Source organism: Vibrio sabulosilitoris, from assembly GCF_055391395.1.
This window is the reverse complement of sequence record NZ_AP029600.1, coordinates 1,370,422-1,382,633: the sequence shown is the minus strand read 5'-3', so window position 1 is coordinate 1,382,633 and position 12,212 is coordinate 1,370,422. Positions and strand designations below refer to the sequence as shown.

Genomic DNA, 12,212 nt, shown 5'->3' with positions numbered 1-12,212 from the left:
GAGTTACAAGTTCTCACTTACCTGAGTATTAAGGTTTTTGCGTTGTTTCCTTGCACACAGAGTAACGCCGCTTGCGATGAGAGTTATCGCGATAAAATGATAGCTTTCAAGTTGCTCACCGAGGAAAAATACACCAAAGCAGCCGCCGGAAATAGGGATCAGGTGGGTGAAGATATCACTCTTACTGGTGCCAAGTTTGCCCGCACCATAATTCCAGAACACATAAGAGAGCCAGGACGGGAAGATAATTAAGTAACACAATCCTGCGACACTAAAGTAATTGAGTGAATCTACCGCATGGTTGATATCAAAGCTTGTGGATGAAGCATATATTCCGAATATGGGTAACAGCATCAGCGCGGCTATCCCAGAGGTATAGGCAACGAAAGAGGTATTAGAAATATCCTTTTGCTTAAACCTGAGCAGTGAGCTGTACAGTGACCAGCTGAAGGCGGAGAAGAAGGCCAGTGCATCCCCAATATTGAAAGTCAAACTCTCAGCTTTTGCGTTCATTATCGACAGGTACAGTACCCCGGCAGTACTCACTATCACGCCCAAGATCTCGTTAGCATGTACCTTATCTTTAAACACAAAATGATTAATCGCCAACACCATACTTGGCGTGGTGGATATGTAGATCGCGGCATTAAGTGAGGTTGTGTATTGCAGGGCGAAGTACAGAGAGAGTGGAAAGAAAATCTGACCTAAGATCGAATAGATCAGATTAAACGGCAGGTGCGCTTTAAACGCCCGCCAATCTTTTATCACGGAAGTGCGGTAGATGAGAAAAATAATGCACGCGGCACCGAGCCAGCGGATCAAAGTGATACCGACCGGATCCAATGCTTGGGCCATTACTTTACCGACAACGTAGTTACCACCCCAGAAGATCGCTGCCATTGCTAACGCTAGGTAATGCATAGGGTTATCATCCTTAATCAATCCCATATCCGTTTAGTTGATATTAATTAAAACAGGCAGTTGAGACTAGTGTTAATAGAGTATATTGATTAAAACGCTATAAAAAACTGTCTATTGATGAACCCTTTACCCGAGTTCAATAGCTGTGACCGATGCAGTTGGCCTGGGCTTCGACTTGCAACAGTAAGCAAAAAGACGCCCATCACCGTAAGGCGGTGTTAGCGGAGTAGAAGCTAACCGATTTTTCCTGCAGCTTTTATTTTCACATGCACCATATTCCCTTGCAGGTAACTCAATGGGATCTCACTTTTGTCGATCACCGCGACACTCTGCTGACATGCTCCCGCTTCAACGGCTAAGCGGCAGGCTTGCTGCTCTAGGTTTGCCAGTACTTGTGTGCGCCTATTGGGAGCAATTGGGACAATCTTATCCAACTGGCCAGAAATCTCGCCAAGCGCTACACCGATGGCATTCGCGACCTCAAAGTGTTCTGGACGTATCACTCTGCCCACTCCCTGAAAGTGATTGGGCATTAGAGCACTGCCGCCACCCACTAAAATGACATCCACCTCAGCCGCTGAGGTCTTCATCCGGTCAATTGCATCCTCCACACTCAATACCATTTGGTGGTAGATAGCATCCGCACTTGCCAAAGTCAGAGGGATAGGATGCGGCGCAGTTGTACCCGCCCAGTTCATCACACGCTTGGTCAGTGCGACATCGGTGAGTGTGAGCGTATCACCCCCAAAGCTTTGAGCCTTCTCAACTAGCTGGTGGCCAACACTCGCAGGGCCCAGCGTTATCTGACCATCGCTTAATTCCACGCTTGTGCCGCCACCAATGGCGATCGCGAGTATGTCTGGCATTCTAAAGTTGGTGCGCACCTCACCAAGCTCAACTGCAAGACTCGATTCTCTAGGGTATCCATGGGTCAGTGCGCCGATATCGGTTGTCGTGCCGCCCACATCGACGACAATGGCATCCGCTAATTGGGTTAGATGGCTCGCGCCGCGGATCGAATTAGTCGGCCCACAAGCTACAGTCAGGATTGGGTATTGGAGCGCAAAGTCCTGTGACATCAAGGTGCCGTCATTTTGACCAAAATACGGAGTAACATCGATGCGATGCTTTTCAAGGGCGTGACAAAACCCCTGCACAAAGCGCTTTGCTGTCCCTTGCAGAGCAGCGTTGAGAATAGTAGCATTTTCACGCTCAAGGATCCCAAGGCTACCCACTTTGTGTGATAGCGAAATATTCACTTTGGGAAGCTCTTCGCCTATCCACTTGGCGACCACTCGCTCTTGCTCGCTATCGACAGGCGAGAACACACCACAAACAGCAATAGAGTCTATCTGACCACGCATCTTTTGGCATAAGGAGCGGATCTCTCGCTCGTTTACTTCTGCGATTTTTTGCCCGTCGTACTCATAGCCACCATGAGCTTGATAAAAGTGCTCACCTAACAGGCTCTGCCAAGACTTACTCCAACCACAAAGGGGAGGGACAGCGCTGCCACTGGGCAGGGCGAGACGGATCATACCGACCCTATCCAACCCCCGTTTTTCGACAATAGCGTTGGTACACTGAGTTGTCCCGAGCATGGCATATTTAATTTTCTCACCGGTCACTTCAGCTTGACAAAGTAACGCCTCAATTGCGTTGTCGATGCCGGTGGCGATATCGGGTGTGGTGGCAACTTTGACTTTTGAGATGACTGAGAGCTGCTCATCTAAAAGTACTCCATCAGTATTGGTGCCACCGACATCAATCCCAAGGCGATAAGTTGCAAAGGACATTATGCGTCCTCCTGATCAAGTCGTGCTGATAATGCCTCGACCGGTGTGTAGTCGACGGGGTAGCCAAAATAGCGGGGACCAGCGACGTCGATCCCTTTGGTGGTGCGCCACTTAGGGTCACAAGGGTAGGCGATAAGGTCAATGCGTTGACCGTAACGCAGCTGCTCAGTTGTGATTGGCTGACCAGATTCATGGTCGAGAATACTGATCAAATCCGGCGTACAGGCCAGTAACGATGCCTGGCTGATCTCATCGGCAGTGCAACCTTTATGGGCTAGGAGTAGCTCATTTTGGAAGTGAACGTAGACCTTATTGGTTTCACCCTCTGTTGAGAGCGGCTCGATCACCACCCCTCCAGTGACGAAACCACCGCTGGTGCTGCGCTCTATATCGACGATTTTACCAGTTATCACGCGGCGTCCATTAACCAGTTTAAGAACCGCCTCAACGGCACTGTCGCCAAGGGCGTTAGCTTGACGAATCGAGCGGCCAATCTCCATTGCTTTTGTTAGTGTGCCGCCCAGTGCGCTGCTTTTGAGGGCTTTGCCCAACATGGGGTAGTCACACATGGCCGCCGATCCCCCCATTTGCTCGGTGATCGGCCGAGCAAATCGCTCAGACCAAAGCCCATCAATAGGGTGAAGGGTCACCACATTACCCTTTTCATCAGCAAGGGTATTGGGTGCAGATGGCAGACCATCGAGATAGAACGTTACCATTTGTGATTCGGGGAAAGCGCGCCCCATGGCATCACAATCTACAACCGGAATGCCTTTTTGCGCGGCGACTAGAATCGGGATCAGGGAGTTAAATCCACCGACCTCGATAGGGAATGTTGCCCCAATAGGGCAATCAAGTGCTTGTTCGATCGCTTCAAATGCTACCAGCATCTGATCTTGCGAGTTTAGCTTCTCGATAGCTACGGTCGGTGCGCCGATCATTGAAGAGGGGACGGTCATCCAATCGTCGGCGACTTGATCTAAAGCGATCAGCTCAACTGGCTGCTTTGCATTGGCTATTGCGGCCTTGGCCATAAGTACGCCGCTATACGGGTCACCACCGCCACCGGTGCCCAATACAGTGGCACCTAGGGCAATATCATCAATCATTTGGTCATTGAATATCACAAACCGTTTCCTTTTTTGTTACTGACAGCTTAACAAGCACAATGTAGGCAACGAACGACGCGAGAATGCCGTCAATCGCTGAGATAGTGGTGAATGAGAACAGGTTGAAGAACTCTCCAGCGGTGCAGGCACTCACGGCGCTGCCAAACGCCCACGCGACCAGTCCTTTAGCCAGCCAGTCTGGAACGCTCTGGATGTGTGCGAAGTTTAGCGCATGTTTGTCTAGGCAGTAATACTGTGCCAAGTAGACACCTGCTGAGGGGGCAATCGTGACACTCAACAACGTGAGAAAGACAGTGAACATGTCGATCATGCCAAATTGAGCAATAGCGATACCAATGATGGTCATCATCACGACTAAGACTGGGCGCGGAACCTTAGGTAGCAACACCGATAGGCCGAGCGCCCCTGAGACAAGGTTGCTGCTGTTGGTGGTCCACTGAGCAAAGACCAGAATGATAATCGCCGCTAAACCCAGACCAAGGCCAAAGAACACATCGACAAGGTTGTCTGTACCGGTCATTTGGGTTAGCAGCAATGCAACGACAATAGTGGCACTGTTACCAAAAAAGAAGCCAAAGCCAGCCCCTAAGATGGCATCTTTACGGGTCTTAGCGTAGCGCGCAATATCAGGCGCTGCCACTGCTGCGAGGATCCAAATCGACATCACATAAGAGATCGCCTCGCCCATCGACAACGGTGTGTATATAAACTTGCCGCCGTCAGTTTGCATGCCTGCGGCCATATACAGGCCAACGGTAATTAGGGTTACCATCAGTGGTACCGAATAGGTGCTTAATTTACCCAGTGCGCGTACACCATAAATGGCGGTGATCATCATTAAACCGCTGCCAACAACCAAAGCGGCAAAGTGGGGTACGAGCAGATCATATTTCCCCAGAGCTTTAACCAAGATGTAGGCGAAGAAATCGGCCTGGAAAGCAAACCAACCCACCAAGGAAACACCGTTAATCGCACCCAGCAACTTGCCACCGTGCCGCCCAAAAACTGAGCTGCTCATTAACGGCGTGGATACGCCCGACTGAAAGCCAATGTTAGCGCACAGCATCGCGAGGATGGCTAGGAGGAAAGAGCCGGTGAAGGTTGCGAACAGCGCATCATGAATCGACAAGCCACTGCTGAGAAAAGCCCCTAAGAAAAGCCCTGAGATGTCGATACCAATGGCCAACCAGATCAGGCTGATCACCCACCATGAACGTTTGGCTTTGGTGGGTACGGGCTCTAGTTCAAAGTCATCAATCTTATGTGCTGTTGGTGAGTTTGCCATCCTTGGTCCTCAATAATTATCCATTAAATACACATAAATAATCTATCAGCTTGATACATTTAGATAAATATATATTATTGAATGCAAGTATTTGTTTTTGATTATGTATGGAGATGATGGCGATTCATATCGAAAAACTGGATAAACGCGACCTGAGGCGGTTAGAGCTTTTCTGCGCAATTGTAGAGCAGGGAGGGATAAGCACAGCAACTGTTACGACTGGACTGAGCCAGCCGGTGCTCAGCAATCAACTCATCGAGCTAGAGAAGAGCCTTGGCGTGACGCTGTGTAAGCGTGGGCGCAGTGGCTTTGAGCTGACGAGTGAAGGTCATACCGTGTATGGTTATGCAAATGAACTTAATAGCCTGCTCTGTGATTTTGCCCAAAAACTGAAAGGCGTGCAGTCAACACTGAGCGGTCATGTACGGGTGGGAATTCTGGATAACACCTTCACACTGGCCAATAATCCGCTTCCTGCGGCGATTGAGGCCTTTTATCGCTTGAGTGATAGCGTGGAAGTGACCTTGGAGGTGGGTGACTACACAGTGCTCAATGAAAAGCTATCAAAGCACCAGTTGGATATGATGATTGTGGTGGTAGCCGAGAATCACGACGATGCCTTTGCCCACATCGACCCCTTGTTCAGTGAGCAAAGCTATCTGTATGCAAGGCGTGATATCGCCCGAACAATCATCAGCAGTGATCTCTCCCTTGAAGGGCGGCGGATTAATATCGGGGGTTACTCCTCTAAGGTGATGAATCAACTGCTTGATGTGACGCAGTATCGCAGCATTAAGCTAATCGATGGCTGGAATGTTGAGTCTGGCGTACTGTTGACTCTGGCAGGCACACATTTAAGTTTTTTGCCCAGCCACCTGATTGAAAACAGCGCGCTTAATCAATCGTTGGTTGCGCTCAACCCGATCCACTGGCACTTTCACAGTCACTTTTCACTGGTGCTGAATAAGCCCAAAAAAGCACTCTCATTGGCTGCTATGGCGTTCTACGACTGTTTAATGGTGCAAAACCAGCCAAGAGAGTAGTAATCTCAATAGGCTGGTTTATAGAATTACCTGCTGCCCTTATTAGCGACTTTTAACCGTCTGCTTCAGGTTTTGCATAAACTGCTTAAAGTGTGGGAAGAAATCAGCAAACAATGGGTGCTTGCGATCTTTCATCATTTCTGGGCCAAGCAGGCGCAGCGCAACAGAGACTTTGGTGGCAGCTTCAGGCTCAAGTCCACTGCCGTTTTTAATGCTCTCAACAATTTTGAACAAGTCCTCACGGTCTTGGTAGTCAAACTCAAGCGCTCTTGGCTCATCGATGTTGATTTCCTCAATCGTTACCTTGTATTGCTTGTCTTTACGAATAGTCGGGATCATAGTAATTACCTCGATAAATAGATTGTGGTATTCGGTTCTAATGTTGTTAGATCAACTCTTTAAGAACTTCTCAACCTTAGGTTTGATTGTTAGTGATACCGTGATCATTAGCACCAGTGCGATAGGCAGTGCCCCAACCACGCTATCTATCCATGCGTTAAAAAACTCAGTTTGATTGTTCAAACCAACACTGTGGTAGGCACTCGTCAATGCCATCCCTGACTCCATAATCAGCGCCATAATAATGCCTACCAGCGCATCACGTTTCTTGATGGCCACATTAGGTAGCAGCTTGGCTGCTCCCTTGGTCAACAGCACCATCAAAGTGAAACCCAATGGGATCACCGTGACGAGTGCGGTTAGAAAGTTGGTTGTCCAGTCAACCAAGAAGGTGTCAGTGAACCCAAGGTTTAGGTAGGTCATAGTGCCTGTGATCGTGCCCCCCATCAGGCTGATCATGGCAAACATCACCAAGATCTTTTGGATAATGGGCGTCTTCTGTTGCCCAACAAGCGATTCTGTCGTCATCGTGCGTTCAGTCATTATGCTCTCCCGTGTTGAACTCTTCTTATTTGGTTGATGTGGTCAACTATAATTTATTGGTTGATATTGTCAACTAGTATTTTGTCGAAGCCCTGTCTCGATACACGTTACTCGATGGCCTGTTTAGAAGAAAACATCGACTCCAGAGGGATCAGCCAAGCTAGAACTGCTCTCTTAAAAGACTGTTCAAATCAGTATTTTTATAAATGAATAATTTTTAGGAATAGCAGTGCTCTAGGTACTGTGATTGGTCAAGTACCTTGGTGTCTTGTTACTGCAGCAAAGGTGGGTAGGACTATTTGGTAGCGCAGCAACAAAGGTAAGCCTTGTCACATGTAATCTCAACAAGGCTGACTTTAGGCGTCTTTAATCAGGTAATGCTCACTCTTATTTGACAGTCACGCGCTCAATAACAATATGCTCAGCAGGTACATCATCATGACCCATGCGCGATAAGGTCTCGACCTCAGCGATCTTGTGTACCACATCCATACCAGCGGTCACTTTACCAAACACCGCATAGCCCCAACCCAGGTTGGTTTTGGCGGTGTGATCGAGAAAATCATTGTCGGCGAGGTTGATAAAAAACTGCGCTGTCGCTGAGTGCGGGGCATCAGTGCGTGCCATGGCAATGGTGCCGATGGCGTTTTTTAGTCCGCGATTGGCTTCATTGGTGATTGGCGCACGTGTCGGTTTTTCATCCATCAGTTCGGTCAAACCGCCGCCTTGAATCATAAAGCCCTTGATCACTCGATGAAAAATGGTGCCGGTGTAAAAGCCCTCTTCGCAGTAACGCTTGAAGTTTCTTGAGCTAACTGGTGCCTTATCTTTGTTGAGTTCAATGTGGATATCACCAAAGTTGGTGTGCAGAGTAATCATAGCTAGGCTACCGTGTTGATTAAAATGGGGCGCAAGTATATCGATATAAAATCCAGTTTAGTACCTCTACCGAGCGGGCGAGGTGTTTTCTACTGCTCTCACAGCTTGGTTAGCCGCTTTAGGTAGCATTTTCTGCAAGCTAAAAGAAAGGCGGAGATTGATGTTGCAGTTATTTGGGGCAGCGTGCTAACTTTGTGAGCTAATAGCGGAATTTCAAAGGGTTGTGACTTTCATGTTTTCTCATCTACCAACGCCAGCGTTGGATCCTATTCTCTCTCTTTCGGTCGCTTACCGAAACGACACACGCAGCGACAAGGTTGACCTTGGTATCGGGGTGTACAAAAACAGCCAGGGTGAGACGCCAATTATGCAGGCGATCAAGCAGGCGCAGACTATTGTCACTGAGAGTCAGCAAACTAAGGCCTATGTGGGCTTGGCTGGTTGTGAAGAGTTTAATCAGTCGATGGTGGACTTGCTGCTCAAAGGCACATCAGCGATGGATCGCGTCTCTGCAATCCAAACACCCGGCGCGAGCGGCGCACTGCGTATGCTTGGCGACTTGATGGCCGTAGCTCAGCCCAATACCACGGTTTGGTTATCGAACCCGAGTTATGTTAATCACCGCCCGGTGATGGAAGCGGCGGGACTAAAAGTGAAGTTCTACCGCTACTTTAGCCCAGTGACCAAGCAGGTTGATCTTGAAGCCATGCTAGCGGACTTAGCTACAGCGGGTAAGGATGATGTCGTGCTGCTGCATGGGTGCTGTCATAACCCAACGGGGGCGGATATTGATTTTGCTACCTGGCAGGCGATTACGGAGCTTGCAGCGAAAAATGGTTTCACCCCATTTGTTGATATCGCCTACCAGGGCTTTGGCGATGGTTTAGAGGAAGACGCCAAAGGTTTGCGTCATATGGCGGATAACCTTGAGGAGATGATGATCACCACCTCATGCTCGAAGAACTTTGGTCTGTATCGTGAGCGCACCGGCGCGGCGATTGTAGTGGGTAAAAACCCGCAAGATGTCGCCAATGCGAAAGGCAAACTTCTGACCCTAGCGCGTGCGACTTACACCATGCCACCCGATCACGGCGCGGCACTGGTGAAAACCATCTTGCAAGACGATGCGCTTACTCAGCTATGGAAGCAGGAGCTCAATGAGATGCAGCAGCGTTTGGTTTCCCTGCGTTCACAGCTGTGCCAAACCCTTAGAAATGAGTACCATACCGCACAATTTGATTTTATCCAGCAGCACAAGGGCATGTTTACTGTGCTAGGATTTAGTCAAGAGCAGATGTCTAAGCTGCGTGAGGATTATGCCATTTACGGTGTTGGCGATGGGCGGATCAACATTGCTGGCCTGACCGAACAACATATTCCTTACGTCGCCAAGGCCATTTTTGAGGTCGCACAATAATTAGCATACTGAGGGACGCAATGAATCAACTGCGCAATCTGATGATGACCCTGTTGGTAACGGGCGGTCTTGCCGCCTGTTCCACGCCGGTGCCGATTGACCCGGAGCCGGAACCCCCACAACCGGAGATCGAGCAGCCGATTGAAAGACCGGATATCGAGCAACCGATAGAGCGAGAGGTGGAAGAGCCGGTTGAGCCTGAGCCAGAAGCCGAGGTCAAACCTGAGCCCAAGCCACTTCCGGTCAAAACCGCTGATGGGAAACTGATTTTAGGCGCGCAGGAGTGGGTGTATTTCCCAAGCATCGATAAACACATCAAGGCGGGCATTGATGAGAGTGTTGCCAACTCCTCGGTCAGTGCGGTGGATGTGACCCCATTTGAGCGTGATGGCAAAGACTGGGTCAAGTTCAAGATCAAACACCAGGGTCTTGAGACCAAGGAGTTTGAGGCGCCAGTCCAGCGTTGGCTCAAGGTCAAACAAGCCAATGGTGACGACAGCCAGCGTCGCGCCGTCGTGGTAGGCTGGGTGCAATTGGGCGATCTTCGTGAGCAGGCGGAGTTTACGTTAGTTGATGGTGGTCAAATGGCACATCCGGTTCAGTTAGGACGCAACTTCTTTAACGATGTCGCAGAGCTTGATAAAAGCCGAACCTTTGTTCAAGGTAAAGCAACCCCGCAAAAGTAATGGTGCATCGATAAGCTGGCTAACAAAAAGAAAGCTAACAAACAAAAAGAGCGCTTCTCATTCGAGTCAGCGCTCTTTTCTTTTGCGTGGGCTATGTCCCTAACTGCCATACCAGTCATCCATAAAGTACTGTCCTTCAGGAGCGTAAGGATCATCATCAAAAGGATGCTCGGCCTTTGATTTGAGTGATTCCAACTGCTGCTCTAGCATGTTGATAGTGTCATAGTCACCCTCTGAGCTAGCAATGTAGATTTGCTGCTCGAGCATTTCGATTCTCTCTTGTAGCTTCATAACTCCCTCCTGAACCGAATTGGTTCCCCCAACAAAATGTCCACGTCCATTTTTCATTCGATTATAGTTAAGCGCCGCAAGAACGATCAGAAAAAATTGCACAAATACAGCACAGCGATGATAGCTGAGACTATCAGGTGAAAAAGAGTATTGATTCATCTGTTATTTTTTAACCACTTATCTGGAGAGCTTTGTCGAGTCGTTGAGGCAAGTATCATTTCTCCTTGCTTTTATAGGCAAAAGGCTATCGCGCGGTTACCCAGCAGACTGAGAAAGGTAGGCTAAGGCGTTGAAAGTGTTTGATCCAACGCCATTGATTATCTTGAAGTTTGTCGCCCGGTCCCTTTACCTCAACCCAGCGAAACTCGGTATCATTAAACAAGATCAGGTCCGGCATGCCGTTGCGATACAACTTAATGTCCGAGAGCATCACAGTGAATAGTTGAGCCAAAGTTTCGGCAGGTATGCGAGTTAAGGCCAATTCCACCAGGGTAAAATCGAGCCACTTCCACTGGACAAAGGGGTTAGCGATTCCGAACTTAGCGTGATAGTTATCAAGGATAAATGCGAGTTCACCATTACCAACTCTCTGCAGCGTTTGCTCAATCAGAGGACGACGCTTGTCAGAAAAATCACCGTGGTAGAGATCAAGGGGTCGATGTTGGTAGCGATTGACAAAGGCATTATCAACATCCGCAAAGATACACGACCAAAAAGCCAAACCGAACAGGCCATTAAGCAGGGTATTTTCGCTGTAGAAAACCTGCCAGCCTTGCTGTTGATAATGCTCCAGTGCTGCGTATTCCACTCGCTGAGAAGACAAATTGAGGCTGAGCTTATCTTCGTTTAATGTGGGCTTTGGTGTGCGTGCAACGCGCTGTTTGCGCTTACGTTTAATGCGGGTCTCTAATCGCTGCGCAACCTCGAGCTCTTCGATATTGTAGGGGGCATCGAGCATCGACTGAACTATCTCTGCCATCGCGTCGACGTGCTCTAGTTTATCCAAGATACGCGCCTGTCGCTCTCTGGCTGGCGGCAACTGGCTGAGTCGAAACCAATTTAAGGCAGGTTGATAATGCTCGAGACGCTCAAGATCTCGGGCGATCAGATTGATTAATCGAAAGGCCTTGCGTTTTAAGCTGGGGTGGCGACTGATGGGTATCGACTCGAGTAATGCAAGCAGTGAGGGGGCCTGCTTTATCTCAAGGACATAGAATTGCTCTGCTATCTCAGCAAGTTGCTTGAGCTGTTCTACTTGCTCGCGGTCACTAAAGTAGCGTGCACTGCGAGTCAGTGGGTAGTGCTCAAACTGCTGCAAACCCAGATCACTGATGACAAACTGACTGAGATCCTGGCGTGAGTTAGCAAAAAATAACGCGAGCAGGGTGGCGATCATCTCATTATCAAGTAGATGGTAAAACACCACCTCATCGAGTGTGATAGCTGCGTTCGAGGGCAGTTGATCAATCAACACAGATTTGGGCAGAGTGCGTTTGAGTTGTGGGTAGGCTTGGCTAATTTCAGGTTTGGTCAGAAGGTGGTTGATAGCGCAAATATCAGACAGCGTGTCATAGCGGCTAATAAAACTATGTTGCTCTAGCTCATGGCTGACTGCATCGAGGTTTGGGATCTCTGCATAGTTGAGTTTGTCGCTGCGAAACCACTCACCCTTGCGTGACAACATTCTAACCAATAGGCATTGGCTGGGATTATCGAGCTGGTCAAAGCGGGCAATCCAGTCCAGTTCATGGGGGCTGAGCAAGTCTGAATAAAGCTGAGTAGCGTGCTCTATTAGTTTTAAAAAGTTTGTCAGGTAGTAGTCGGGCGCGAGATCTATGGCGTCAGTCATGGCATCAATGAGTGAGAAACAAAAAAGGCTTAA

At 48.9% G+C, this 12,212-nt stretch carries 12 protein-coding genes; 3 read left to right on the top strand and 9 right to left on the bottom strand.

The features are described 5' to 3' along the window. Positions 1–3 precede the first annotated feature (3 nt). The 4 genes from ACZ5R2_RS21690 to ACZ5R2_RS21675 all read right to left on the bottom strand — a co-directional run bounded on the left by ACZ5R2_RS21690 (position 4) and on the right by ACZ5R2_RS21675 (position 5,132). Entirely contained in the window at positions 4–921 is a 918-nt protein-coding gene (locus tag ACZ5R2_RS21690) for a DMT family transporter (RefSeq protein WP_464919451.1), read from the bottom strand. Between the two features lie 233 nt (positions 922–1,154). Continuing rightward, a complete protein-coding gene (locus ACZ5R2_RS21685; RefSeq protein WP_464902553.1) occupies positions 1,155–2,717 on the bottom strand; it encodes a hydantoinase/oxoprolinase N-terminal domain-containing protein in 1,563 nt (520 codons plus the stop codon). Continuing rightward, complete coding sequence (locus tag ACZ5R2_RS21680) at positions 2,717–3,844, bottom strand: DUF917 domain-containing protein (protein ID WP_464902554.1); 1,128 nt, start codon at positions 3,842–3,844, stop codon at positions 2,717–2,719. The genes ACZ5R2_RS21685 and ACZ5R2_RS21680 overlap by 1 nt, the downstream gene beginning before the upstream one ends. After that, positions 3,831–5,132, bottom strand: coding sequence for a cytosine permease (locus ACZ5R2_RS21675; RefSeq protein ID WP_464902555.1), 1,302 nt, complete (start codon positions 5,130–5,132; stop codon positions 3,831–3,833). The genes ACZ5R2_RS21680 and ACZ5R2_RS21675 overlap by 14 nt, the downstream gene beginning before the upstream one ends. A 116-nt stretch (positions 5,133–5,248) precedes the next feature. Between ACZ5R2_RS21675 and ACZ5R2_RS21670 the strand changes: the two genes are divergently transcribed. Then, positions 5,249–6,175 carry a LysR family transcriptional regulator gene (locus ACZ5R2_RS21670; protein WP_464903651.1) on the top strand — a complete coding sequence of 309 codons (927 nt, stop codon included), beginning with the start codon at positions 5,249–5,251 and terminating at the stop codon, positions 6,173–6,175. 42 nt (positions 6,176–6,217) lie between these two features. Here the strand turns inward: ACZ5R2_RS21670 and ACZ5R2_RS21665 are convergent, their stop codons facing one another. From ACZ5R2_RS21665 to ACZ5R2_RS21655, 3 genes are all read right to left on the bottom strand, one after another. Next, positions 6,218–6,514 (bottom strand): DUF3861 domain-containing protein, encoded by a 297-nt coding sequence (locus tag ACZ5R2_RS21665; protein ID WP_464902556.1) that lies wholly within the window; start codon positions 6,512–6,514, stop codon positions 6,218–6,220. 51 nt (positions 6,515–6,565) lie between these two features. Further along, a complete protein-coding gene (locus ACZ5R2_RS21660; protein WP_464902557.1) occupies positions 6,566–7,057 on the bottom strand; it encodes a DUF2798 domain-containing protein in 492 nt (163 codons plus the stop codon). A gap of 387 nt (positions 7,058–7,444) precedes the next feature. After that, positions 7,445–7,936 (bottom strand): peptidylprolyl isomerase, encoded by a 492-nt coding sequence (locus ACZ5R2_RS21655; protein WP_464902558.1) that lies wholly within the window; start codon positions 7,934–7,936, stop codon positions 7,445–7,447. 232 nt (positions 7,937–8,168) lie between these two features. Between ACZ5R2_RS21655 and ACZ5R2_RS21650 the strand changes: the two genes are divergently transcribed. Together ACZ5R2_RS21650 and ACZ5R2_RS21645 are read left to right on the top strand one after the other, a co-directional pair. Next, positions 8,169–9,353, top strand: a complete 1,185-nt coding sequence (locus ACZ5R2_RS21650; RefSeq protein ID WP_464902559.1) for an amino acid aminotransferase — start codon at positions 8,169–8,171, stop codon at positions 9,351–9,353. 20 nt (positions 9,354–9,373) lie between these two features. Next, on the top strand, positions 9,374–10,039 hold the full coding sequence (locus tag ACZ5R2_RS21645) for an ATP-dependent zinc protease family protein (RefSeq protein ID WP_464902560.1): 666 nt from the start codon (positions 9,374–9,376) through the stop codon (positions 10,037–10,039). Between the two features lie 99 nt (positions 10,040–10,138). Here ACZ5R2_RS21645 and ACZ5R2_RS21640 read toward each other — a convergent pair whose 3' ends face one another. Together ACZ5R2_RS21640 and ACZ5R2_RS21635 are read right to left on the bottom strand one after the other, a co-directional pair. Further along, the gene (locus ACZ5R2_RS21640; RefSeq protein ID WP_438457058.1) at positions 10,139–10,330 is read right to left on the bottom strand and encodes a hypothetical protein; all 192 of its coding nucleotides are present in this window, start codon (positions 10,328–10,330) and stop codon (positions 10,139–10,141) included. Positions 10,331–10,574: 244 nt separating this feature from the next. After that, positions 10,575–12,179, bottom strand: coding sequence for a VRR-NUC domain-containing protein (locus ACZ5R2_RS21635; protein ID WP_464902561.1), 1,605 nt, complete (start codon positions 12,177–12,179; stop codon positions 10,575–10,577). Positions 12,180–12,212 lie beyond the last annotated feature (33 nt).